Raw genomic sequence first — 22,766 nt, forward strand, 5'->3', positions numbered from 1 at the left:
TCTCTTCCACCGCCCCCCCCCCCCCCCGCGTCGGGTGTTGCGGTATGGCGCGGTGCCCTCCCCCCCCTCCCCCCCCCCCCCCCTCCTCCCCTCTTCCCCCCCCCCCCCCCCCCCCCCCCCCCCCCCCCCCCCCCCCCCCCTCTTTCCCCCCCCCCCCCCCCCCCCCCCCCCCCACCAGGGGTTGGTCAGAGGTGCTCGCCGAAGAAACCGGTCAGCTTCGCGACCGCCGGTGTGACGTGCTCGTCTTTGTCGTAGAGGCTGATGTGGGTGGCGCCGTCGACGACGAACAGTTCCTTGGGCTCGTCGGCCTTCTCGACGGCTTCGCGGCTGAAGTAGCCGGTGTCGGCGTCGGAACCGATGATCATCAGCAGCGGGCGCGGTGCGATCAGCTTGATCATCGCGTAGGGGTCGAACTGGGCGATGTGGTCGATGCTGCGCAGCGGCCATTCGTTGGTGGAGTTGCAGTGCCCGCCGCGCGGCGTGCGGTAGTAGTCCTGCGCCTCGCGGTACAGCGTCGGCGCCTCTTCCAGACCTTCGGGGCTTTCCGGCGCCCAGTTCTGCGTGACTGGTGCTTCGCCGCGGGCCTCGGCGGTGCGCAGCGCGCCGGCCTGGTCGAGCATCGCCTGCAGGACCTCTGGGCCTTGGGTGCGGCCGAGTCCTTCGACGAGCAGGCTGCGGATGTCCACCGCGCTGACCGTGGCGACGGCCTTGATCCGGTGGTCGGTCTGCGCGGCGAACGGCACGTAGCCGCCGGACGCGCAGATGCCCAGCGCACCAATGCGGGCCGGGTCGATGTCGTCGCGGGTGGTCAGGTAGGTGACCGCGGCCCGGACGTCCTCGCCGCGCTGGAACGGGTTCTCCAGCCCGCGCGGTTCACCCTCGCTCTCGCCCTGGTAGGCGGCGTCGAACACCAGCGCCGCATAGCCCTCGCGGGCCAGGCGCTCGGCGTAGATGCTGGCGGTCTGCTCCTTCACGCCACCGCCCGGGTGAGACACGACGACCGCGGGAAGCGGCGCGCCGGTGTGGTCGTCGGGGGTGAACAGCAGCCCGGCCAGGCTGAGGCCTGTGCTGGGGAAGCGCACGTTCGTTTTCATCAGCTATCGTCTTCTTTCCCGTGGTGCCAAGCGGTTTTGGCCGGGTCGTGTTCTCCGGCCGCTGTCCTTGACGATGCCGCTCGTCGCTGGGCCCGACAATGGGCCGGTTTCAGCCTGGGATCCCGTTGTCCTAGGACAGATTTGGCCGCGGCTGACGCCGCCGGGCCGCAGGCAGGCTGTTCTCCGCCCCGGTCTTCAAAGCGTTGCGCCGGGCTGAAGGTGTGGGTGTCCATCCGTGAATTCCTCTCGCTCGCCGAACGGCTCACCACCACCGAAGTGCCGCACGAACTTCCCGTGACCGCCATCGCCCCGCATGGATTTCTCGATCTGCCCACACTCGCCGGACATGCTGAAGGGCTGGGCCGGATCGCCCGAGGAATCGCCGTCCCGCCCGGTACCCCGGCTCGCGACCGGTAATCGGTATACTAGTTGGCACGGCGCGAGCGGGGGAGGGAAGCCATGACGGCGACGGAGCCGACGATCCGCCGGGGCTCGCTGCCCGCGCTCACGGCGCGGCGGATTGTCCGGGACTTTCTGGCGCGAGGGCTCGAACCCGGCGACGCGCTCGCGGACGAGGCGACGCTGATCGAGCGGTACGGCGTCTCGCGCGGAACGTTGCGGGAATCGCTGCGGCTGCTCACTTTCCTGGGCGCGGTCGTGGTCAAGGCGGGCCCGCGCGGCGGGCCGCGGCTGGTGACACCCGGCCCGTCGGTGGTCGGCAGCGCGCTGGGCATGGTGGTGCAGTTCCGCGGGGCGACGCTGCGCACTGTCTTCGAATCGCGGCTGGCGATCGAGCCCGAGGTGGCCGCACTGGCCGCTGCCCACCGCGAAGACGCCGACCTGGAACTTCTGGACGAATCCGTCGCGGCGCTGCGTTCGGCGCGCCGCAAGCGCGGTCCGGAGTTCGCGGCGCACAGCGGCCGCTACCACCTGCGGGTCGCGGAGGCCTCGCACAACGACGTGCTGGCCGCCTTCATGCCCGCGCTCGCGGTGATGACAACGACGGTCCCGTGGCGGTTCCCCAAGGGCAGCCGCGACGAGCTGACCGACCGGATCGCGACCGTGGTGGACGCGATCCGCGCGGGCGACGGCGCGTCGGCCCGGGCGATCACGCACGTGATGATCAAGTCGGTCGTGGACGGACTGCGGAAGGACCAGCCGGAGAGCCTGGAAAGCCGGATCCTGTGGCCGGACGTGGACGAGGTCCTCTCGGGAGACCGCCAGCCGTGATCGTCCGCGGGCGGTTCGGCCAGGACCGGCACCGTCGACGAGCACGATCGTGAGATGCGCGGCCAGGGTGCCGCCATTCGCGAAAACTTCCCCGGCCGATGCCGCTGGCTCAGGTGGTGGCGAGGAAGTCGATCAGGTGGGTGGTGAAGACGTCGTTGTCGTCGCCGGCGACCATGTGCCCGGCGCGAACTTCTTCGAAGCGGGCGGACGGCACGAGTTTCCGGAGGTCTTCGACGCTTTCCGCGGTGACGACGTCGGATTCGCTGCCGCGCACGAGCATGGTGGGGATCCGCAGGGCGCGGGCGGCGCCGGCCAGGCGGTCGGCTTCGGTGTCGCGGCTGGGTTCGTCGCCGAAGTCGAGGAATTTCGGGTCCCAGTGCCAGTACCAGCGGCCGTTTTCCCGTTGCCGGACGTTCTTGCGCAGCCCGTCGAGGTGGCGGGGGCGGCGGCGGTGCGGGTTGTAGGCGTGGATGGCGTCGGCGACCTCGTCCAGCGAGGCGAATCCGTCCGGTGCCCCGGCCATGAACTCGATGATGCGGGCGCGGCCGGCGGTCGAGATCCGGGGTGCGACGTCGACCAGGACGAGCCCGGCCGCGCATCCCGGATGCTCCCCGGCGGCGGAGAGAGCGGTGATGCCGCCGAGCGAGGCCCCGACGAACACCGGGGTTTCCGGCAGGTCGCGGAGCACGGCGCGGAGGTCGCCGACGAACGCGTCGAGGGTGTAGCGGCCGTCGGGGGCCCATGCGCTGTCGCCGTGCCCGCGAGCGTCGAGGGAGAGGGTCGTCCAGCCGCTGCGGGCGACGCGTTCGGCGGCCTTGCCCCAGGAGTGCCGGGTTTGCCCGCCTCCGTGCAGGAATACCACCATTCCGCGCCTGGCTCCGTCGGGGACGAGGCGGTCGCCGACGAGGCGGACGCCGTCGTTGAGGAAGGACACCAGCTCGTTCCGGACGTTCGGCGCGGGCACGCGCACTCCGTTCTCTCGGTTCATCGATAATATAATATATAAGAAACCAGCGGAGGTTGCGCCCCTGCGGTTGCCAGTGGCGCTTCGTCGCCGATGGCTGGACCTCTCGGGAATTCCGGCGATGCGCTGCCGCGGTCAGGCCATCGTCAGGCCGCCGCTGACGCTGAGGGTCTGGCCGGTGATGAAGCCGGCTTCGTCACCGGCCAGGAAAACCACCGCGTTCGCCACGTCCGCGGGGACGCCGACCCGGCCCAGCGGGATGGCGCGCACGAGGGCGTCGCGGAGTTTTTCGCCCGCGAAGGAGGCGAGCAGGGGAGTGTCGGTCGGCCCAGGGCAGACGCAGTTGACCCGGACCCCGCTGCGCGCGAGTTCCCGCGCGGTGGTCTTGGTGAATGCGATGATCCCGCCCTTGGCGGCGGAGTAGACGGCCTCGCCCCACGATCCGACCCGGCCGGCGTCGGACGCGATGTTCACGACCGAACCCGCTCCCTGCTTCGCCATGACGGGGAGCACGGCGCGCGAAGTGTGCAGGACACCGTAGAGATTGACCCGGATGATCCGGTCCCAGTCGTCCGGATCGGACTCCGCGAACGGACCGGCCTTGTCCCATCCGGCGTTGTTCACCAGCACATCGATCCGGCCGAACCGGTCGAGGACCGAGGCGACGAGCGCGTCCACCGATTCCCGCGACCCCACGTCGGCCCGCACCCCGACCGCGGGCCCGCCCAACGCCTCGGCAGTCGCCTCGGCGGTCTCCTGGTCCAGATCCGCCGCGACCACGGCCGCCCCCGCCGCCGACGCGCGTTCGGCGATCGCACGGCCGATCCCCCGTCCGGCGCCGGTGACCACGCAGACCTTTTCCGCCAGCGAATCCATCTTCCGCTCCTTCCAGCTCCGGCTGGGTCGCGCGGCCGGAGTGACTATAACTAGTATCAGAGTTAAGAAGGAGTGGGCAAGCTTGCGACGCCTGGGTGCGGGCACTGCGGGCGGAACATCGGTTCGAGCGACGGTGAGAAACCTGCTGAGACAGTTCGGGCAGGGTTATGGTGCGGTGCTTTTTCCGGAAGACGGGAAAGCTTGAGGGCAGAGCCGCCTCCGTCGCCAGGGCCGCGGAGGTAGACGGAAACGTTGGCATATCGGCCGCTGGCCCCGGCTGATTGAGCAGATCGGCTGGGGTCAGGCCCATTTTCGAGAGCAGGAGCCGGGCGACGTCGAGTTTCAGCTTGGCTAGGCAGTCATCGCCGCTGTCTCCGAGCAGTGAGGCGCGTCGGCGAGCACGGGTGCCGCAGCGACGGACGTCGTGGCCAGGATCTACGCGGTGCTGCCGCATCACCCTGCTGTCAACGGCCGGATGGTCAACCCGGCATCGGATTCGGCTTCACAGCGCCGGATAGGCCGCCGGAGGAATCTGCTGCTGGCTGCGGAATCCGCAGCTTAGTCAGCGTTGGCGCGGCTCGTGGGCGTTCGCCCCATCTAAGAGGTCTGGTCCATCGCGGCTGCTCCGTCAGCGTGAACAAACGTACTTATCGGTCAGATAGGTCTCCTTGGTGTCATGGAGCACGTGTCGTCGACGATGAAGAACTATGCGTGATCGTGTTCCGCCGAGCGTTAGGGGACGCTGGTGTTCGCGGTACTGCGCGCCTGCGAAGAATTCAACTCAAAATAGTGACATCGCCACCGGGGAGGGCAGTGAAGAAGAATAGCATCGTTCTACTGATCGGCAGCATCGCTGCCATTCTCGCGCTCTTCATATTTGTATTCATCGTCTTGCAGCGGAATCCAGCTTACGGTGAAAGTATTAATTTAATAGGAATAATGCTGTTCATGGTCGGTATTGTGATAGTTTTGATCGCGACATTAGTGGCTGCTAGGAAGAACGGGAAATAGCATTACGGGTACCGGCGGCCTGGCCTTGCCGCCGGTACCCGGATTTCAGGCCGAATAGCCCTTCGGCGGAATCAACGAGGCGAGCTGGTCGAACGAGATCCAGTAAATCTGGTTGCCGCCGAAATTGGCCGGGTCGGCGATGGTGACGGTGCGGTCCACGGGGTCGTAGCCGAACACGGTGAAGTAGTGGTAGATCGTGTAGTCGGGGTAGCCGGGCGGGTGGTTGTTCGCCGGTGCCACGATGTTGGCGACGATGGGGTAGTTGCGGTCGATGTCGTAGACGATGTCGTTCCACAGCCGGTCCCGCTGTTCCTGGGTCGGCGGGTCGTCCGGCATCTCCTTGGTTTCGTACCATCCGCCGCCGAGATTGCTGTTGAGCACGCTGGTGACCTGGCCGATCCAGCCGGTGCCGTCGACGGTCGTGCCGAGCTGGGCGGCCAGGTCGCCCTGGCTGGGCGGGGCCATCCGGGCCGACAGCGCGATGCGGGTGGCTGCCGGGCCGCACCAGTAGCCGGTTTCCTGGACCTGGTAGTCGATGTTCAGCCAGCGCGGGCTGCCATACGGCCGCACCGCGGACGACGCCGGGACGTGCACCACGGTGCCGGGCTTGATCTCCCCGTCGACGACCGAGGCGCCGGACTTCGTCCCGTGTGCGAGCGCCGACACGGAGAAGGACTGCGGAGCGGCCTGGGCGACGCCGGGGAAGACCAGGGCGCTGACCGCCACGGCGACGATCGCGGCGGACACGGATCTCTTGCGCATGAAAGCTCCCGAAGGGGTCGAGGGTGCCCGGTCGGTGCGGGCGAGCCCCAGAGTGGCGGCGAGGGGGTCCGTGCGGCCAGGTCAGTAGCCGGTCATTCTTGGCCGATCCGGGGCCGTACCAGGTCTTCGGCCCGGTTCAGCGGCGCACGCGAGTGAGCAGCCGGAAGTCGAAAGTCGGCAGCGATCTCCTCGTCGGTGGCTTCGAAAGCCTCCAGGCATTGCCGTACGGCATCGTCAAAAGCACCGTGGCGACATCGCGCGCTTGACCTAGCAAGCACGTCACCGCGGAGCAGTGCGACGGTGGCCAACCGGTACTCGCAGGTGATTGTCGTCGGCACCGCGGTCACGAAGTAACCCGTCCCGAGAAGGCTATGATCGCCCACCAGACGGGACGAAGGACCCCAGGACAGCACGTTCCTGATCGGTCATCGGCCGAGCCGCGCGGGTTCGCTTGTCCCACATGACAAGCACAGCGTCCGACCTCGCCCGGACGGTTCCCCGCGCGGAGATCTCCTCGGCGAGCCGCACGCTCGACGTGCCCAGCTGCTTGACCGCCAGGCTCACCGTGACGGTCCCGTCGCCGCGAGTGATTTCGTGCAGGTATTCGATGTGCTGAGCCCGGAGCACGCAGGACGGATAGTCGACGCCGAGGCTCTTGATCAGCCACGCGGCGCGCGTCTCTTCCAGCAGGCCGAGGTACCAGGTCGCGGTGAGGTGGCCGAGCCCGTCGATGTCGTTGAGCCGGAGCTGGTAGTCGCTGCGCCACATGAGGGGCACGGTATGGCGGCCGGTCCGGATTCTCCGCTCCGCGCGGGTTCTCTGCCCGGCTGGGGGAGCATCCCCCAGCCGGGCCGCGCCGGGGCGTCCGGCGGCGGGTTCGGCACCGGGGCGCGGCAAGGTTCAGCCGCAAGCGTGCCGCAAGGCCGCGGCAACGGGTAGTACGCGGGTAGTTTCCCGGGTGTTCGCACGGCTGTGACCAGCCATGATGCAAGTCACAGCTCGATGGCCCGTCCCCGGACGGGCGGTGCGGCGCCCGAGGTGGCGCCGCGGGCCATCGCGTGGGTCGGCGTTGACCGCACGAGTAGCCGGAGGTGCCCGGATGACAGCCATGGCCGTGGAAAGGCTCGATCCCGCCGAGGAGATCCCGCGGGACCGGTGCCAGGCGCAGCGGGTGTTGATCGTCGAGGAACACGAACTGCTTCAAGCCGGGTTGCGCGCGGTGCTGCTCGACGAACCGTGGGTGGCGTCATGCCTCGGAGTCGCGACGGCGGAGCTGGCGTGGCAGGTGGCGCGGCGGCATCAGCCGCAGCTGGTCCTGGTGAGCACGTCGCTGCCGGGCCGGTCCGGGCTCGACCTGTGCCGCGAGTTTCGCGCCCAGCTGCCGCACGTCCGTGTCGTGCTGATGTCGGCGGAGGGGCGGATGTCCGCGGCGCTGGCCCTGGTGAACGGCGCGGTCGCCGCTTTGCCGAAGCAGATGCCGACCGCGGCTCTGGTCGCGGCGGTGAAACGCGTCGCCGAGGGCGGGCGGGTGTTCCCGAAGGACAACGGACCGCTTCCGTTGCGGCTGTCCAAACGAGAGCTGGACGTCCTGCGGCACCTCGTGTCCGGGCTGAGCAATCCGGAAATGGCCTTGTCGCTGAACCTTTCCCGGCACACCGTCAAACAGCACACCAGCGCGGTGTACCGCAAACTCGGCGTCCGCAACCGGGCGCAGGCCGCCAGCCGCGCGCAAGAACTCGGACTCGTCGCCTGACTCCGGCATCCCCCGGCTGGGCAGTGAGCGGGACAGCGAAACCCCGGCAGCGGCCGGAATCGGAGAGGCTTCGGGCATGGCGACGCGAAAGATCAATCCCAGCACTCTTCCCCAGCCGCACGGCTACGCGCAGATCATCGTGGCGACCGGAGGGAGCCTCGTCTTCGTCTCCGGTCAGGTCGCTCTGGGCGCGGACGAGAAGCTGGCCGGGGACGGCGCGGACTATCGCGCGCAGGCCAAGCAGACAGCGGCGAACATCTACACCGCGGTGGCCGAAGCGGGCGGGAGCGCGGCGGACATCGTCCGGCTGATGCTTTACGTGGTCGACCCGGCGGAGGAGAACCTCGAGCAGGTGTACGCCGGGCTGGGCGAGGCCGCCGCCGAGGCGGGTGCGAAAGCCACGGCGATGACGCTGATCGGCGTCACGGGCCTGTCGGTCCCGGGTGCGGTGGTGGAAATGGACGCTACGGCGGTCATCGGTTAGCGGTGCGGGAAACGGAGGAAACGGTCGAAGGCAGTCGGGGTATCCGAAGGATAACGGGACTAGTGGTGCGGTTCTCGTGGCTGGTGAGCCGGTGACGGGAGACGTAGGATGACGCGCGCCCCGGTCGTCGACGTACTCAGGAAGCCGATGGCAGCACCGTCAGGGAGATCGCCGACGACCGTGCCGGCGGACCTCACGAGTTTCGTGGGCCGCCGCCACGACGTCGCCGCGGTCCGGCAGCTGGTCGCGGCGGCGCGGCTGGTTACGCTCACCGGGATCGGCGGCGTCGGCAAGACCCGGCTGGCCTACCGCGTCGCGGCCGAGGCGCGCCGTGCGTTCCCCGACGGCGTCTGCCTGGTCGAACTGGCGGCGTTGGAGGACGCGGCGCTGCTGCCGCACACGGTGCTGGACGCGCTGGCCGCGCGGGAGCAGTCGGCGCGCGAGCCCGTCGAGGTGCTGTGCGATCACCTGCGCACCTCGCGGATGCTGCTGATCCTTGACAACTGCGAACACCTCGCGGCCGCGGTCGGCGACCTCGCGGACGCGGTGCTGCGCGCTGCCCCGGATGTCCGGATCCTGGCCACCAGCAGGCACTCGCTGCAGATCGCGGGCGAACACGTCTTTTCGGTGCCGCCGCTGCCGGTGCCCGACCCGGACGAGCCGATCCGGCCGGGCGCCGCGACCCATTACCCGGCGGTAGCGCTGCTGACCGAGCGCACGGCCGCGGTGGTGCCGGGTTTCGCGCTGACCGCGGACAACGAGGCGGCGATCATCCGGTTGTGCCGCCGGCTCGAAGGCATCCCGCTGGCGATCGAGCTGGCCGCGGCGAAGCTGCGGGTGCTCGCGATCGACGACCTCGTGGAACGGCTCGACGACCGGTTCGCGATGCTGCGCGAGGGCAACCGGAACCTCCCCGAACGGCACCGGACGCTGCAAGCGCTCATCGACTGGAGCTACGACCTGTGCACTCCGGCGGAGCGGCTTCTGTGGGCCAGGGCGTCGGTGTTCGCGGGCGGCTTCGACGCCGAAACGCTGGAGGAAGTGTGCGCGGATCCGGCGCTGCCGAGGGAAGCCGTCCTCGGCACCGTCGCCGGCCTGCTGGACAAGTCGATCTTCACTCGCGACCGGCCCACCTGCCACGCCCGATTCCGGATGCTCGACACCGTCCGCGCGTACGGACAGGCCCAGCTTGTCGAGACCGACGAGCTGAAGGAGCTGGAGCGGCGGCACCGCGACTGGTGCGTGAAGCTGTTCGAGGCGGCGGGCGACGAATGGGTCGGGCCCCGGCAGCAGGACTGGGCCGACCGGGTGCTGGCCGAGCACGCCAATCTCCGCCGGGCGCTCGAGTTCTGCTTCGCCACGCCCGGCGAAGAGCGGACCGGTCTGCGGCTGGCCGCGATCCCGTGGTTCTGGGGAGCGGTCGCGTCGCTGGCCGAGGGAAGGCTCTGGCTGCGGCGCGCGCTGGCACTCAACGACGAGCCGACTCGCGAACGCGCCTGGGCGTTGGCGACGCTGGCCTACCTCGGTGCGTTCCTCGGCGACCGGGAGGCGGTCGCGAAGCTGCCGGAGCAGGCCCGTGACCTGGCCCGGCAGCTCGACGACACGGCCGCGCTCGCGTACGCCACGCACGTGATGGGGATGCGGTTCGTCGTGTCCGCCACTCCCGCGTACGCGGTGCCGCTGCTGACCGAGGCGCTGGAGCTGTACGAGCGGGCGGGGGTGAACTCCCAGTACCCGGACAGCCTTCGGGTGGAACTGGGCGCGGCGCACATGTTCTCCGGTGACATCGACAAGGCCGCGGCCCTGTTCGCGGAATTGTTCGAGCTTTGCAAAGCCAATGGAGACCAGTGGAATCTGTCCTACGCGCTGTGGGGGAGGGGCTTCACGGAGCTGCTTCAGGGCAAAATCGACCAGGCCGAGGAAGATCTGCGCGCCGCGCTGAAGATCAAGCGGGTGTTCCACGACACGCTCGGCATCGCTTTCGCGCTGGAGCTGCTCGCGTGCACGAGCGCGGCCAAAAAGGACAGTAAGCGGGCGGCGATTCTCTTTGGCGGCGCGGAAAAGCTGTGGCAGGGGGTTGGTGCCCGGCAGTTCGTCGCGCAGCGGAAGTACTACGAATCCCTGGCACGGAAGGATCTCGGGGCTGCGGCCTTCGAGAGGGCTTTCACTCGCGGCGCTGAGCAGCCGCTGCCGGACATCGTGGCGTTGGCGTTGCACGAAGCCGAGGATGACGACGCGGAACCGGCTCCGCTGGAGACCGCGGTGCTGACCCGGCGGCAGCGCGAAGTGGCGGAACTGGTGACCGAAGGCCTCTCGAACAAGGAGATCGCCAAGAAGCTGGTGATTTCCTTGCGTACCGCGGAAGGGCATGTGGAAGGCATCCTGGCGAAACTGGGCTTTTCGACCCGGGCCCAGATCGCGAGCTGGATGGCGCGCAACTCGGGGTGAACCGGACGGGGATCATCCCCCAGCCGGGCAGAACGGCGGGCGGTGAGCCGTCCGCGCGGACCGGGTGCGCGGATGCTGCGAGGCATGACCTCGGGGAATCGTTCGACGCTGGTGATCGGCGCCGGGTTGGCAGGACTGACCGCGGCGAAAACCTTGCGGGACGCGGGTTCGGCCGTGACAGTGCTCGAAGCGCGCGATCGCGTCGGCGGGAGAACCTGCACCGTGCGCGAAGGGTTCGCGGACGGACAGCATTGCGACCTCGGGGCCGAACTCGTCCCGCCCGGCTATCGGACGATGGCCGCGTTGTGCCACGAGGTCGGCGTGACGCTGTCCTCGGAAGTCTCGTTTGCACAACCGGCCGAGACGCCGTTGGAAGGCTATCTGGAGGAAGGCCGGATCATCGTCGGCGGGCAATTACTGCGCGGGGCCGCGTTCTCGGCCGTGGCCGGCGAGATCCGTACGGCGATGAGGGAGTCGGCACCGGCGGAGGACGAGCTGATCGAGCAGTGGACGCGCCGCGCCCGGCTTTCCGCTGCGGCTCGTGCGGCTGTCGCTGGGATCGCGCGGATGCCGGTGCAATCCGAGCTTTTCCAGGTCGACGCTCATTATCTCGCGACGGAACGACTGGGTCCGATCCGCCGTGTGGTGGGCGGAAGCCAGCGGCTAGCCGACCGGTTGTCTCGAGACGTCGACGTGCGATTGCGGGCACCGGTCCGTGCGGTTCGCCGGGCGCGCGGCGGGGTTCGCGTCGAAACGGAAAGCGGAGAGCGGTTCACCGCGGACCACGTGATCATGGCGGTGCCTCCGTTCGTCCTTCCGACGGTCGGGTTCGATCCGCCGTTGCCCGCTGCGAAGCTGGACGCGTTGTCGTCGCTGCAGCGGTCCGCGGGCGGCAAGGTGGTCGCCCAATACGCGGAAGGCGACGCGGTGCGTGCGGCGCTGGGCCGCGCGGTCTTCTCCGACGGCCCGGTCAACACGGCGTGGGTGAGCAACCCTTACGTCACCGATGGTCCAGCGGTGGTGAGCGGATTCGTCTGCGGGTCCCGGCGGGCCACGCTCGAGTCCGCCGCGGAGGCGGTCGCCGCCCTCGACGAGCTGGTGCGGACCGCGGTCGGCGGGCCGGTCACCCGGCTCGCGAACCGCAGCAAGAACTGGACCGCGGATCCGTTCGCGCTCGGCATGGGCGCGATGCCCGGATTCCGCCGCCGCGGCCCGCTCGCCTCGGTCGCGTCGGCCCCGGTGCACCGCGTGCACTTCGCCGGCGACTACACCGACGTCGCGTTCTTCGGGACGATGGAGGGCGCGATCCGCTCCGGTTCGCGCGCGGCGGACGAGATCCTCCGCCAGCCGATCCGGATGTCCCTGGACGCAATCGACTCGGACCTGGTGCGCGCATGAGCACGATCGTGATCGGGGCCGGGCTGGCTGGATTGTCCGCCGCGCGGACTTTGCGAGGCGCCGGAGAGGACGTGGTCGTCCTTGAAGCGCAACCGCACCTCGGCGGCCGCACGCGCACCGTGCGCGACCGGCTCCGGCACGGGCAGCCCGCGGACCTCGGTGGATCTTTCATCGACGTTGGCCAGGACAAGATCCTGCAGACCTGTGCCGAACTGGGCGTGGAACTGACGCCGCGGATCGCGTTGTTCCCCTCCGATCCGGACGGACGGCGCACGGCCGCGTCGCCGCTGCGCGTCACCGCCGTGGTCGGCGGCCAGCGGCTGTCCGACGCTGCCCGCGACAAGCTCGCTGACGAGGTCCGCGACGCGCTCGACGCGAGCCCGCCGGATCCGGCGGAGATCATCCCGGCGTGGGCGGCGCGCACCGGGCTGTCTCCGGCGGCCCGGCGGATGTTCTGCGCTCAGGCGGGTTACAACCCGGTCCACGAGCCGTCGCAGGTGCCGATGTCGATGGTCGAGCCGCCGCACGTCGGCCGGATCTGCTGGATGCTCGCCGACGGCACGGATTCGCTGGCGCGGGCGCTGGCCACCGATCTTGACGTCCGCCTCGACCAGCCAGTGCGGCTGGTGCGCCGGGAGCGTGGCCGGGTGCTGGTGGAGACCGACCGCGACGAGTTCGCTGCGGACGATGTCGTCGTCGCGACTCCGGTGACTCCGACGCTGCGTATCGGATTCGACCCGGTCCTCCCCAGCTGGAAACTCGACGCTCTCCTTGCCACGCCGATGAGCCAGGGCGGCAAGGTGATCGCGCAGTACGCGCACGGCGCGGAGATCGTCTCGAAGCTCGGCCTCACGGTGGTGAGCGACGGGCCGATCGCGCTGCTGTGGGCCCGTCCCGTCGGCCCGGAGGACACAGTCGTGCTGCTCGGCCTGGTCCCGGATCGCGGCGACGGTGTGTTGCGGGACGAACCGCGGCTGCTGCGCTCCATGGACGAACTTGTCGGCGCGGCAACGGGAATCCGCCCGCGACGGCTTGGCGGCATCGTTCAAGACTGGACGCAGGAGCCGTACGCGGGCGGCGTGGTCTCGATGCCGCACGGCGACCAGCCCCGGCGGACGAGCCTGCTCGCGCAGCGGATCGGCCCGGTCCACTTCGCTGGCGAGCACACCGCGGAGCTGTGGGAGACGAGCATGGACGGAGCGCTGCGGTCCGGCGAGCGGGCGGCGGACGAGGTTTTGCGGCGAACCGGACGTCCTGGGTCCCGTGGGTGCTGACCGCGGCGCGAAACGGGACCCAGGACGGCCTCAGCTGAGTTCGAACCCGTGGTACCGGGCGGCCGCGACCCCCTCGGAAACCTGTTTGTACAGGCCGACTCCGCCCACGAAGGGCATGAAGACCCGCTCCTTGCCCGGGATGTTCGCGCCGAGGTACCAGGAGGCGGCTCGCGGCATCAGGGTCAGGTTCGCCAGGTCGTTGGTGGTGGTGACCCAGTTGTCCTCGTTCTCCGGCAGCGCTTCCATTCGCGTCCGGCCGTGGTCTCGCAAGTAGCCCAGCGCTGTCCCGATCCATTCGACGTGCTGTTCGATCGAGGTCAGCATGTTCGACAGCACCGACGGGCTTTGCGGACCGCACACCAGGAACAGGTTCGGGAAACCGGCCGACATCAGGCCGAGGTACGTCCGCGGTCCGCGAGCCCATTTCTCCCGCAGGGTTCGCCCGGCGCACCGGATGTCGATCGCGTCGAGGGCGCCGGTCATCGCGTCGAAGCCAGTCGCGAGGATGACGACGTCGAAGGCGTGCTCGGTGTCGCCCGCGACGATGCCGCGCCGGGTGAACCGCCGGATCGGCTGCTCGGTGAGGTCGACCAGCGACACGTTCGGCTGGTTGTACACCTCGTAGTAGCCGGTGTCCACGCACATCCGCTTGCTCGCGATCGGGTAGGTGCGCGGCGACAGTTTCTCCGCCAGCTCCGGATCCCGCACCTTCTCCCGGATGCGGCTCCGGACGTAGTCGGCGGCGACGTCGTTGGCCGCGAGATCGGTCAGGATGTCCGGGAAAGCGCGATCGAAACACAGGCCGCCGGTCTTCCAGCGGCGGTCGAACTCCGCGCGGACCTCGGCCGGATCGGTGTCCGCCAACGGAATCTCCCCGTTGTGGCACTGGAAACCGTCGGGGGAGAGGCGGTTGGCGGCGCGGAGTTCCCGGTACCGGCCGCGGGCTTCGCTCAGGCGCGGTTCGGCGGGGCCGTTGTGCGCGGGGACGGCGAAGCAAGGCGTGCGCTGGAAGACGGTGAGCTGGCCGACGACGGGGGCGATCGCGGTAATCGTCTGCAGCCCGGACGATCCGGTGCCGACGACCGCGACCCGCTTGCCCGCCAGGTCGACACCGCCGTGCGGCCAGCTCGACGTCCGCAGGAGTTCCCCGCCGAACTCGGCGAGCCCGGGGAAATCCGGACGCGAGGGCATGGACAGGCAGCCGGTCGCGGCGATCACGTGCCGGGCGGTCCGCGCGGAACCGTCGTCGCCGTGGACTGTCCATTCGCGACGGTCTTCGGACCAGTCCAGCGCGGTGACCCGGACGCCGAAGGTGATGTGCTCGCGTAAGTCGAACCGGTCGGCGACATGGCGGGCGTAGGCGAGCAGTTCTGGTTGCGCGGCGTAACGCTCGCTCCAGTCCCAGTCTTGTTCGAGGTCCGGGTCGAAGGAGTAGGAGTACTCGATCGATTCGATGTCGCAGCGCGCGCCGGGATAGCGGTTCCAGTACCAGGTGCCGCCGACGTCGTCGCCTGCTTCGACGACGTGCGCGTCGAAGCCGCGTCCGCGCAGGAGGTGCAGCTGGTACAGGCCGGCGAATCCGGCTCCGATGATGACTGCGTCGTGGTCAGGCACGGGTGCGGTCCTTGTCGTCGGCGGAAAGGAGATCGTTGACGTATCCGGCGACCAGGCGCAGGCCCTCGTCGTAGCCGGGGAGGATGTTCGCCATCTGGAAGAAGCCGTGCATCTGCCCTTCGGCCTCTGCCAGCACCACGGGTACTCCCGCGGCGCGCAGCGCCTCGGCGTAGGCAACGCCTTCGTCGCGCAACGGGTCGTATTCGGCCACATAGACCAGCGCGGGCGGCAACCCGGCCAGCGTCTCCGCGCGAAGCGGGGACGCGGCGGGCTGACGGCGGGCCGATTCGTCAGGGAGGTACTGATTCCAGTACCAGATCATGGTTTCCCGGTCCAGGAACAGCTGATTGTCCGGATCCACATAGGACGGACGGGTGAAATCGCAGTCCGTCACCGGGTAGATCAGCAGTTGGGCGTCGATGCGCGGGCCTGCCTCGTCTCGGGCGCGTTGCGCGAGCACCGCGGCGATGTTCCCGCCCGCGCTGTCTCCCGCGACCAGCAGCGGCGCGCCGGGCGGAGCGAGTTCCGCGGCGTGGTCCGCCGCCCAGGTGAGCGCGAGCCAGCTGTCCTCGATCGCCGCGGGGAAGGGATGTTCGGGTGCCTTGCGGTAGTTCACGAGCACGACGGTGCTCTGCGTCGCGTTCACGAGGTCGCGGCCGACGTGGTCGTACTGGAGGTCGATGTCGCCGCCGACCCAGCCGCCGCCGTGGAAGTAGACGATCGTGGCCCGGGCGGCGCCCGCCGGGCGGAGCATGCGGACCCGGAAGGTCCCGTCCGCGGCGGCGAGCCGGAGATCGCGGGCCGCGCCGACGTCCGGGCCGGGGCCGGTGAGCCCGGCGAGCACCGGGTCGCCCAGCCGGACGATCGAGGGCGTCCAGTCTTCGATCGGGGGCATTCCGGCCGCGGCCAGTTCGGCCAGGAAAGCCGCGGAAGCCGGTTCCAGGGGCATGATGCGTTCCTTTCCGCCAAGTTGAGCTGTTCTCAGTGCCGCAGAATGGCGTTCGCGTCCCACGCCGCCGCCGTGATGCCGCGTTCGCGCACCGCGTTCTTCTCGATGCGTTCGGACGGGGTTTTCGGCAGGCTCTCGACGAATTCGACGTACCGCGGCACTGCGAAGCCCGGCAAGTTCTGCGCGGCGTGGCCGAGCAGTTCGGCCGGATCGACGGGAGCCGCCGCGACCACGAGGATCGCGACGTCCTCTTCGCCCACGTCCGAGGGCACGCCGATCGCGGCGACTTCTCGCACGCCTGGATGTGAAGCGACGGCTTCTTCGACCTCCCAGGCAGACACGTTTTCACCACGGCGGCGGATCGAGTCCTTCTTCCGCCCGACGTACTCCAGCGTCCCGTCCGGGTGCCGACGGGCGAGGTCACCGGTGTGAAACCAGAGATTGCGCCACGCCGCGACGGTTTCGGCCGGTTTCGCCCAGTAGCCCTGCATCATCGCGAACGGCTCGTGCGGCCGGAACGCCAGTTCGCCGATCTCGCCGTCCGCGACCGGCGCGTCGAAGTCGTCCACCAGCCGCACCGAAACTTCCGGCACCGGCTTGCCGATCCGGCCCGGGACGGTGGTTCCCGTCGGCGCCGACGTGATGAGCACGCATTCGGTCATGCCGTAGGCCTCGATGACGTCAACGCCGAACCGGTGCTCGAATTCGCGCAGGATTTCCTTCGGCGTGGACGAGCACATCGCGAGCCGGGCGGGGAGGTCGCGGTCGTCGGGCCGTGGCGGCTGCTTGTACAGCATCCACAGCATGGTGCCGATCGTGGCGAACACGGTGGCCCGGTGATGCCGGACTTCGTCCCAGAATCGCGTCGCGCTGAACCTGCTGCCGAGCGCGAAGGTGCCGCGCACGTGCAGCGTCGTGACGAGGAACGCGCGCGCGTCGATGTGGAACAACGGTTGAGCGCAGTAGACAGTCTCGTCGTCGCCCAGGTCCATCAGCCGGGCGGCGGCTGCTCCCTGCGCGGGGTAATAGCGCTGCGGGAGCATGACGCCTTTGGACGGCCCCGTCGTGCCGGAGGTGTACATGATCGTCGCGGTGGCGTCCGGGCGCGGGTTCTCCAGCTTCTCGCCAGACTTTTCGCCGAGCGCGAGAAGTTCCTTGAAGGTCAAGTGCTTGACGCGTCCGCCGAACGGCGTCCCCGTTGGTTCGCCGATGCAGACCACGTATTCGGGTGCGTAGTGGGTCGCGTCGGCGAGAACACGGAGATAATCCGCGGTGCCGACGAGGACGCGCGGCCCGGCGTCGCGCACGAAGTAGTCGAGCAGACGGCCACGCGCTTCGGCGTTGAACGGCACGTCGGTCGCCTGTGCGGCGTTGGCGCCGAGCCAGGCCCAGACAGCTTCGGGCCGGTTGCCGCACATGAGGCCGATGCGGTCGCCAGGCCGGATGCCCAGGGCGCGGAACCCCCGGGCGGCGGCCTCGGCGTGCCGTCGCGTTTCGTCGAAGGTGAAGGTCTCGCCGGAGACCCGAAGGAATTCCTTGGCCGGCTGTTCGGCCGCCGCGCTCCGGAGCGTCGCGAGGAGACTGTCCTGAGTAGACATCCCGGACGCCGTCGTCAGAGTTCTTCCGAAACGACCTCGACGACCGGGCCGCCGGGCCGGTTTTCGACGAGCAGGGACAGTTCGGCGAAGTAGGTCTCCGGGTCGACCGCGCCTTCCGGCCCGTGCACGCCCGGCTTGTCGACGAGGCCGCGGGCCATCATCAGCGTGGCGATCGCGAGCGGGTAGCCGGTCATCTCGCCCATGTTCGCGTTGGGCAGCACGATCGGCTGCGCCCCGACCCGGATTCCCTTGCCGTCCTTGGTTCCCTCGGCCACGGCGAAGAGATTCGGCAGCGTCGGCGCGGGACCGGCGGCCTCGCCTCCGGTGTCCGGCTCGCGGAGGATCTGCTTGGCCGCGCCGGTGACGTCCAGTTCTCCGGCGCGCACGCGTTCGGCGACCCGCAGCATGCCTTCCATCAGGCCCCGGCGCGCGACCATCAGGTTGAGCGACTCCCGCACCTCGGGCCGGACGCGCGGCAGGGTGAGCGGTTCGGGATGTCCGCAGACCCAGACCGAACCGGCTTCCCGGCCGGGATAGGCGAGCGTGAGTTCTTCGAGCGCGTAAGCGTCGACGAGCCCGCCGTCGCGCCAGATCTTGATCGGCTCGGTGCAGTTGTGCACCCAGTGCTCCAGCGCGGCATTCGGTTTCGGGTCGGGATCCTCGGCGGTCGGATACGGCAGGGCTCCGGCACGCCAGGCGGTGTAGACGCGGTCGACGGTGTCGCACTGGTTCATCGCCAGCAGCGCGAGCAGGTTGCTCGTGCCGGGGCTGGCGCCCATCCCGATCACCGCGGTGACGCCGGCGGCGCGCGCCGCGTCGTCGAGGCCGAGCATCTCGAGCGTGGGTTCCCAGTCGTCGCAGATGTCGAGGTAGTTCGTCCGGGTCGCGATCGCCGCGGTGAGCACCTCGCGTCCGAAGCGGTAGAAGGGGCCTGCGGTGTTGAGGACGATGTCGACCGGCGTCAGCGCGTCGTGCAGGGCGTCGGCGTCGGAGATGTCGAGGTCGAGCGGCTGGGCTTTCGGGCCGAGTCCGGCGACGAGCCGGGCGGCGCGGTCCTGGTCGCGATCGGCGACCAGGACCAGTTCCACCTCGTCGGCTTTCGCGAGGGCGCGGCACGCGTAAGCGCCCATCTCGCCGGCTCCGCCGGTCACGAGGATCCGTTTGCGCCCGCGGCGGCCTGGGGAAGAGTTCGTCATGCGGCCCATGGTCGGCCGGGCGCCGGGCCTTGACCGCGGTCGCGCGCGTTCTACGCCCACCCGGGGGATTAGGTCCACAATGGACAGACGGTGCGGGGGTCAGCCCGAGTGCTTCGCGGAAGGCACGATCACCGCGCGGCCCCGGATGTCTCCCGCTTCCAGCCGCCGGTAGGCGGCCAGCGCGTCATCGAGGCCGAACACCTCGATTTCCGGGGTGATCAGTCCTCGCGCGGCGAGTTCGAACAGTTCGGCAAGTTCGGCCCGGGTGCCCCAATACGTCGTCTGGACGCTGACCTCGGGCGCCACCGAGGAGAACGACACCGGGAACGAGCCTCCGGCGATGCCGACGATCGTCACGTCGCCGAGCGAACGGGCGGATTTGGCGGCCGTCGCGATGGTCTCGTCGGAACCGACGAAGTCGAGAGCGACGTCGACGCCTCGGCCGCGCGTGGAATCCCGGATGAGCGCGACGGTATCGGGGCCAGGAGCCAGAACGAGGTCCGCGCCGCTGCGAGCGGCCAGCCTGCCCGCGGCTTCCCGCGGTTCGACGACCACCACGCGCGCGCCGGTGAGCGTTTTGAGCAGTTGCACGGCGAGATGCCCGAGACCGCCGGCGCCGATCACCAGCGCGGTGGCGTCGGGCGTGAGCTTGGGCAGCGAGCGGCGGATCGCGTGGTACGGAGTCAGCGCCGCGTCGGTCAGCGGAGCGGCGAGGACGGGGTCGAGCCCGTCGGGGAGCGGGACGAGGAAGCGTTCGGCGGGGACGAGCAGGTAGTCCGCCATTCCGCCGTCGAGTCCGAGACCGCCGCCCCCTCCCGGCACTGGCGCGGCCGCGAGGTCCTCGCAGTAGATGTCGACTCCGGCGCGGCAACGGACACAGCGGCCGCAGCCCCACGCCCCGACCACGGCGACCGGCTGCCCGGGTTCCCAGCCGCGGACGCCGTTGCCGAGTTTGTGCACCCAGCCGGCATTCTCGTGGCCGAGGGTGAACGGCGGTTCCCAGGCTTCGGTCCCGGTGTCGAAGTCGCGCATCAGGTGGAGGTCGGAGTGGCAGGCTCCCGCGCCGCCGACCTGGATCAGCACCTGTCCGGGACTGGGTTCGGGAACCGGGACCTCGGCGAGCACCGGATCCGACTTCCACGCGTTCAGCCGCACTGCGCGCATCGTGTCCACGTTCGCTGCCTTTCGTCGGGTGCGCCGAACCTAACCGGGGTCTCGGTTCGCTCCGGGCGGGGAAGGCGAATCCTCCGCCAGCCGGGGGGTGTGTCCGCCCGGTCCAGCAGTGCGGGCGGCTAATCCGATTAGCTTTCGCCTTTGCCCGGCCCGCATCGCCCACAGGGGGAATCCATGGTCAGCTATGCCGTGTCAGACCGCGTCGCGCTCGTTACCGGTGCCGGTTCGGGCATCGGCGCGGCGATCGCCAGGCTGCTCGCCGCGAATGGTGCCGCGGTGCTCGTCCAGGACGTGTCCGAGGCGGCCGCGGCGGCGGTGACCGCGGAAATCGCCGAAACCGGGGGAGCGGCGAGGATGTTCGTCGGCGACGTCGCCGACCCGGCGGCGCAGGAGGAAGCGGTCCGGGCGGCGAGCGAGCTCGGGCCGTTGCGGATCGCGGTCAACAACGCCGGTGTCGTAGGGGCGGACGCGCCGCTGGCCGACCTGCCGGTCAGCGAATGGCAGCGGGTCACCCGGATCAACCTCGACGGCGTCTATTACGGGATGCGCGCGCAGATCCCGGCGATGCGGGGTGGCGGCGCGGTCGTCAATCTGGCTTCGGTGCTGGGATCGGTCGGCTTCCCGGAAACGAGCGCGTACGTGGCGGCGAAACACGGCGTCGTCGGACTGACCAAGAGCGCCGCGCTCGAATACGCGGCGCGAGGGGTCCGGGTCAACGCGGTCGCGCCGGGATTCATCGCCACCCCGCTGCTCACGGGCATGGACGACGAGACCGAGCGGTTCCTCGCCGGACGGCATCCGCTCGGCAGGCTGGGCACGCCGGAGGAAGTCGCGCACCTGGTGGCGTTCCTGGCCTCCGACGCGGCGTCGTTCATCACCGGCAGCTGCCATTTCGCCGACGGCGGATACACGGCCCAGTAACCGCGGGACGGAGTTGATCTCACCGCCGGATTTGGCCGTTCTCGGCCGTCTTGCCGAGAACCTCCGCCAGCGGCATCCCCCATCCGGACACATCGAAGGCACGTTCGCCGGCGATGCGAGCGGCCGCTTCTTAGCTTGTCCGCCACCAGCGAGCCACTCCAGAGATCGGGATCAACGATGACCCATATGCACGAGCCGGCGAGCCTGTCCGCCACCAACGACGTCGGGGTGCGAAAAGCACCGAATCGCGCCGCGCTGATCGGGATCGCGGCGGTGCTCGCGACCGTGACCAACGCGGTCGCGTTCATGCTGCCGCCCCTGCTCCCGCTGATCACGATCAGCTACGCGCACAACTCGGTGACGGCCGCGACGTGGGTGTTCACCGCGCTCACGCTGGGCGGCGGAGCCGGGTTCGTCCTGATCCCGCGCATGACCGACGTGCTCAGCGACCGCACGGTTTCGCTGCTGTCCGGCGGATTCCTCGCCGGCGGCGCCTTGATCGCCGCGGTGGCCGACAGCTACCCCGCGCTCGTCGCCGGCTCGGCCCTGATGGGCTTCGGCGGTGCCGCGCAGCTGGTGCCGCTGAGCTTCCTGCGCCGGCATCTGGCCGGCAACGCGGTGTCCACGGCGGTCACCGTGCTGATCATGGCCACCGGGACCGGTGTCGTGCTGGGCATGGTCGGCGGCGGCGTTTCGCTGAAGCTGTGGCCGGTGCCGGACCGGCTGACTCTCGACCCGGCGACGCTGGCCCCGGTCATCCCGCATCAGTCGATCGCGCCGTTCTTCTACGTTCTCGCCGGGCTTTTCGTGCTCACCACCCTCGGGCTGCTGGCGATCGTGCCGAACTCGCCGCCGGAGTCGGCCGGGCGGATCGGCGTTTTCGGGACCGTCTGGCTGATCGCGTGGGTCGCGGTCGTCCTGCTCGGGTTCAGCGCGCCCGCCGACACCGCGATCGGCCAGCACGCCGATCTGGTCCTGCTGCTCGGGCTGGTGCTCGCGGCCGGGTGGGTCTTCGCCGAACGGCGGTCCTCGAAACCGGCCTTCGACCTTTCCGTGCTGCGCAAGCCCTTCGTCACGACGGCGTGCGTGTCCGCCGGGCTGTTCGGGTGTGTCGACGCCGCGTTCCTCGTACTCGTCAATTACTACGTGCAGAACCCGAACGACCCGGCGATGCTGCACGGCAACCTGCCCCAGCCGTTCCCTGTCGGCGGCGTGACCCTGCCCGCGAACGCCGGATGGCCGGACCACCTCGCGCAGTACGGCCTGAACTTCAGCCCCCTCGAAACCAGCCTGGTGATGCTGCCGTTCGCGCTGACGATGTTCCTGTCCGGCAAGATCTCGGAGCGGTTCGTCGCGCGCGGACGGCCGGGCGTGGTCCTGGTCGCTGGCGCCGCGATCTGCGCGGCGGGCCTGCTTTTCCTCGCGGTGGCGCATGATCAGGCCTGGGAGTACGTCGTCGGGTCGGCACTCGTCGGCCTCGGCAGCCGGGCGGGGTACAGCGGTGCGTTCGCCGTGCCGCAGTTCGTCGTGCCCGAGGAACGCGCGGGAATGGCGGCAGGCATGCCGGGAACGATGATGGCCATCGGGTTCGCGGTCGGCGCGGCGGTGATCACCATTCTGCAGAACGCCTCGGGTTTCACGTACCAGTCGGTCGACGTGGCGGTGCTGAACGAACTCGGCGCCAAGGCCGCGACCGGGGCCCCGGCGGCGGTGAAGGCCTACACGGACTACGTGGGCCAGGTGGATTTGACCAAGTCGGACCTGCTTCTCGACGGCACGCATTTCCCGCTCGCCGACGTGTACACCTACGGCTACTGGATCACGATGGCTTTCCCGGTCCTCGTCGTCGTGGCCACGCTCGTTTCCCGGTTCCGGCACCCGCACGGGTTCAAACTGCTCGTGGGCGCAGCCGACTGACCGCGACCCGGGGCCCGCTCTCCCGGAGCGGGCCCCGGGCATCCCCCAGGCGGGCAGACGGGCGCCGCCGACGGCTCGGCACGCCGCTGTCCGGCCGCAAGCTA

20 protein-coding genes are annotated in these 22,766 nt (G+C 69.7%); 10 read left to right on the forward strand and 10 right to left on the reverse strand.

What is annotated here, in order from left to right; translation table 11 throughout:
- Positions 1–185 precede the first annotated feature (185 nt).
- Positions 186–1,094 (reverse strand): alpha/beta hydrolase, encoded by a 909-nt coding sequence (locus ACZ63D_RS22590; RefSeq protein ID WP_465356315.1) that lies wholly within the window; start codon positions 1,092–1,094, stop codon positions 186–188.
- Positions 1,095–1,319: 225 nt separating this feature from the next.
- Between ACZ63D_RS22590 and ACZ63D_RS22595 the strand changes: the two genes are divergently transcribed.
- Together ACZ63D_RS22595 and ACZ63D_RS22600 are read left to right on the forward strand one after the other, a co-directional pair.
- A complete protein-coding gene (locus ACZ63D_RS22595) occupies positions 1,320–1,511 on the forward strand; it encodes a hypothetical protein (RefSeq protein ID WP_465356316.1) in 192 nt (63 codons plus the stop codon).
- A 42-nt stretch (positions 1,512–1,553) separates the two neighbouring features.
- Positions 1,554–2,324 carry a FadR/GntR family transcriptional regulator gene (locus ACZ63D_RS22600; protein ID WP_465356317.1) on the forward strand — a complete coding sequence of 257 codons (771 nt, stop codon included), beginning with the start codon at positions 1,554–1,556 and terminating at the stop codon, positions 2,322–2,324.
- Between the two features lie 109 nt (positions 2,325–2,433).
- On the opposite strand, the gene ACZ63D_RS22605 is transcribed toward ACZ63D_RS22600, so the two are convergent.
- Together ACZ63D_RS22605 and ACZ63D_RS22610 are read right to left on the reverse strand one after the other, a co-directional pair.
- Positions 2,434–3,312: an alpha/beta fold hydrolase gene (locus tag ACZ63D_RS22605; RefSeq protein WP_465356318.1), complete on the reverse strand. Its 879-nt coding sequence runs from the start codon at positions 3,310–3,312 to the stop codon at positions 2,434–2,436.
- Between the two features lie 111 nt (positions 3,313–3,423).
- Positions 3,424–4,164, reverse strand: coding sequence for an SDR family NAD(P)-dependent oxidoreductase (locus ACZ63D_RS22610; RefSeq protein WP_465356319.1), 741 nt, complete (start codon positions 4,162–4,164; stop codon positions 3,424–3,426).
- Positions 4,165–4,875: 711 nt separating this feature from the next.
- On the opposite strand from ACZ63D_RS22610, the gene ACZ63D_RS22615 reads away from it, so the two are divergent.
- Entirely contained in the window at positions 4,876–5,175 is a 300-nt protein-coding gene (locus ACZ63D_RS22615) for a hypothetical protein (RefSeq protein ID WP_465356320.1), read from the forward strand.
- 45 nt (positions 5,176–5,220) lie between these two features.
- On the opposite strand, the gene ACZ63D_RS22620 is transcribed toward ACZ63D_RS22615, so the two are convergent.
- Both ACZ63D_RS22620 and ACZ63D_RS22625 read right to left on the reverse strand, forming a co-directional pair.
- Positions 5,221–5,937, reverse strand: coding sequence for a C39 family peptidase (locus ACZ63D_RS22620; protein ID WP_465356321.1), 717 nt, complete (start codon positions 5,935–5,937; stop codon positions 5,221–5,223).
- A 369-nt stretch (positions 5,938–6,306) separates the two neighbouring features.
- Positions 6,307–6,705, reverse strand: coding sequence for an acyl-CoA thioesterase (locus ACZ63D_RS22625; RefSeq protein ID WP_465356322.1), 399 nt, complete (start codon positions 6,703–6,705; stop codon positions 6,307–6,309).
- Positions 6,706–7,036: 331 nt separating this feature from the next.
- Between ACZ63D_RS22625 and ACZ63D_RS22630 the strand changes: the two genes are divergently transcribed.
- The 5 genes from ACZ63D_RS22630 (at position 7,037) to ACZ63D_RS22650 (ending at position 13,294) form a co-directional block, all read left to right on the forward strand.
- Positions 7,037–7,690: a response regulator transcription factor gene (locus ACZ63D_RS22630; protein WP_465356323.1), complete on the forward strand. Its 654-nt coding sequence runs from the start codon at positions 7,037–7,039 to the stop codon at positions 7,688–7,690.
- Positions 7,691–7,766: 76 nt separating this feature from the next.
- Complete coding sequence (locus tag ACZ63D_RS22635; RefSeq protein WP_465356324.1) at positions 7,767–8,174, forward strand: RidA family protein; 408 nt, start codon at positions 7,767–7,769, stop codon at positions 8,172–8,174.
- A gap of 147 nt (positions 8,175–8,321) precedes the next feature.
- Entirely contained in the window at positions 8,322–10,622 is a 2,301-nt protein-coding gene (locus ACZ63D_RS22640) for a LuxR C-terminal-related transcriptional regulator (protein ID WP_465356325.1), read from the forward strand.
- Positions 10,623–10,706: 84 nt separating this feature from the next.
- Positions 10,707–12,020, forward strand: coding sequence for a flavin monoamine oxidase family protein (locus ACZ63D_RS22645; protein WP_465356326.1), 1,314 nt, complete (start codon positions 10,707–10,709; stop codon positions 12,018–12,020).
- Positions 12,017–13,294, forward strand: coding sequence for a flavin monoamine oxidase family protein (locus ACZ63D_RS22650; protein ID WP_465356327.1), 1,278 nt, complete (start codon positions 12,017–12,019; stop codon positions 13,292–13,294). Before ACZ63D_RS22645 ends, ACZ63D_RS22650 begins: the two co-directional genes overlap by 4 nt.
- A 30-nt stretch (positions 13,295–13,324) precedes the next feature.
- On the opposite strand, the gene ACZ63D_RS22655 is transcribed toward ACZ63D_RS22650, so the two are convergent.
- The 5 genes from ACZ63D_RS22655 to ACZ63D_RS22675 all read right to left on the reverse strand — a co-directional run bounded on the left by ACZ63D_RS22655 (position 13,325) and on the right by ACZ63D_RS22675 (position 19,815).
- A complete protein-coding gene (locus tag ACZ63D_RS22655) occupies positions 13,325–14,908 on the reverse strand; it encodes a flavin-containing monooxygenase (RefSeq protein ID WP_465356328.1) in 1,584 nt (527 codons plus the stop codon).
- On the reverse strand, positions 14,901–15,857 hold the full coding sequence (locus ACZ63D_RS22660) for an alpha/beta hydrolase (protein WP_465356329.1): 957 nt from the start codon (positions 15,855–15,857) through the stop codon (positions 14,901–14,903). The genes ACZ63D_RS22655 and ACZ63D_RS22660 overlap by 8 nt, the downstream gene beginning before the upstream one ends.
- Positions 15,858–15,889: 32 nt before the next feature.
- Positions 15,890–17,455, reverse strand: coding sequence for an AMP-binding protein (locus tag ACZ63D_RS22665; protein ID WP_465356330.1), 1,566 nt, complete (start codon positions 17,453–17,455; stop codon positions 15,890–15,892).
- Positions 17,456–17,469: 14 nt separating this feature from the next.
- Entirely contained in the window at positions 17,470–18,651 is a 1,182-nt protein-coding gene (locus ACZ63D_RS22670; protein WP_465356331.1) for a saccharopine dehydrogenase family protein, read from the reverse strand.
- A gap of 99 nt (positions 18,652–18,750) precedes the next feature.
- Complete coding sequence (locus tag ACZ63D_RS22675; RefSeq protein ID WP_465356332.1) at positions 18,751–19,815, reverse strand: NAD(P)-dependent alcohol dehydrogenase; 1,065 nt, start codon at positions 19,813–19,815, stop codon at positions 18,751–18,753.
- A 183-nt stretch (positions 19,816–19,998) separates the two neighbouring features.
- Here ACZ63D_RS22675 and ACZ63D_RS22680 point away from each other — a divergent pair, with 183 nt between their 5' ends.
- Both ACZ63D_RS22680 and ACZ63D_RS22685 read left to right on the forward strand, forming a co-directional pair.
- Complete coding sequence (locus ACZ63D_RS22680) at positions 19,999–20,745, forward strand: SDR family NAD(P)-dependent oxidoreductase (protein ID WP_465356333.1); 747 nt, start codon at positions 19,999–20,001, stop codon at positions 20,743–20,745.
- Between the two features lie 186 nt (positions 20,746–20,931).
- Positions 20,932–22,662 carry an MFS transporter gene (locus tag ACZ63D_RS22685; RefSeq protein WP_465356334.1) on the forward strand — a complete coding sequence of 577 codons (1,731 nt, stop codon included), beginning with the start codon at positions 20,932–20,934 and terminating at the stop codon, positions 22,660–22,662.
- Positions 22,663–22,766: the final 104 nt, after the last annotated feature.

It is taken from the genome of Amycolatopsis sp. NPDC104775 (assembly GCF_055583325.1).

Coding starts and splice junctions, on each gene's coding strand:
- ACZ63D_RS22590 (WP_465356315.1), bottom strand. CDS start 1,094: ATGAAAACGAACGTGCGCTTCCCCAGCACAGGCCTCAGCCTGGCCGGG.
- ACZ63D_RS22600 (WP_465356317.1), top strand. CDS start 1,554: ATGACGGCGACGGAGCCGACGATCCGCCGGGGCTCGCTGCCCGCGCTC.
- ACZ63D_RS22605 (WP_465356318.1), bottom strand. CDS start 3,312: ATGAACCGAGAGAACGGAGTGCGCGTGCCCGCGCCGAACGTCCGGAAC.
- ACZ63D_RS22610 (WP_465356319.1), bottom strand. CDS start 4,164: ATGGATTCGCTGGCGGAAAAGGTCTGCGTGGTCACCGGCGCCGGACGG.
- ACZ63D_RS22620 (WP_465356321.1), bottom strand. CDS start 5,937: ATGCGCAAGAGATCCGTGTCCGCCGCGATCGTCGCCGTGGCGGTCAGC.
- ACZ63D_RS22625 (WP_465356322.1), bottom strand. CDS start 6,705: ATGTGGCGCAGCGACTACCAGCTCCGGCTCAACGACATCGACGGGCTC.
- ACZ63D_RS22630 (WP_465356323.1), top strand. CDS start 7,037: ATGACAGCCATGGCCGTGGAAAGGCTCGATCCCGCCGAGGAGATCCCG.
- ACZ63D_RS22635 (WP_465356324.1), top strand. CDS start 7,767: ATGGCGACGCGAAAGATCAATCCCAGCACTCTTCCCCAGCCGCACGGC.
- ACZ63D_RS22640 (WP_465356325.1), top strand. CDS start 8,322: ATGGCAGCACCGTCAGGGAGATCGCCGACGACCGTGCCGGCGGACCTC.
- ACZ63D_RS22645 (WP_465356326.1), top strand. CDS start 10,707: ATGACCTCGGGGAATCGTTCGACGCTGGTGATCGGCGCCGGGTTGGCA.
- ACZ63D_RS22650 (WP_465356327.1), top strand. CDS start 12,017: ATGAGCACGATCGTGATCGGGGCCGGGCTGGCTGGATTGTCCGCCGCG.
- ACZ63D_RS22660 (WP_465356329.1), bottom strand. CDS start 15,857: ATGCCCCTGGAACCGGCTTCCGCGGCTTTCCTGGCCGAACTGGCCGCG.
- ACZ63D_RS22665 (WP_465356330.1), bottom strand. CDS start 17,455: ATGTCTACTCAGGACAGTCTCCTCGCGACGCTCCGGAGCGCGGCGGCC.
- ACZ63D_RS22670 (WP_465356331.1), bottom strand. CDS start 18,651: ATGACGAACTCTTCCCCAGGCCGCCGCGGGCGCAAACGGATCCTCGTG.
- ACZ63D_RS22675 (WP_465356332.1), bottom strand. CDS start 19,815: ATGCGCGCAGTGCGGCTGAACGCGTGGAAGTCGGATCCGGTGCTCGCC.
- ACZ63D_RS22680 (WP_465356333.1), top strand. CDS start 19,999: ATGGTCAGCTATGCCGTGTCAGACCGCGTCGCGCTCGTTACCGGTGCC.
- ACZ63D_RS22685 (WP_465356334.1), top strand. CDS start 20,932: ATGCACGAGCCGGCGAGCCTGTCCGCCACCAACGACGTCGGGGTGCGA.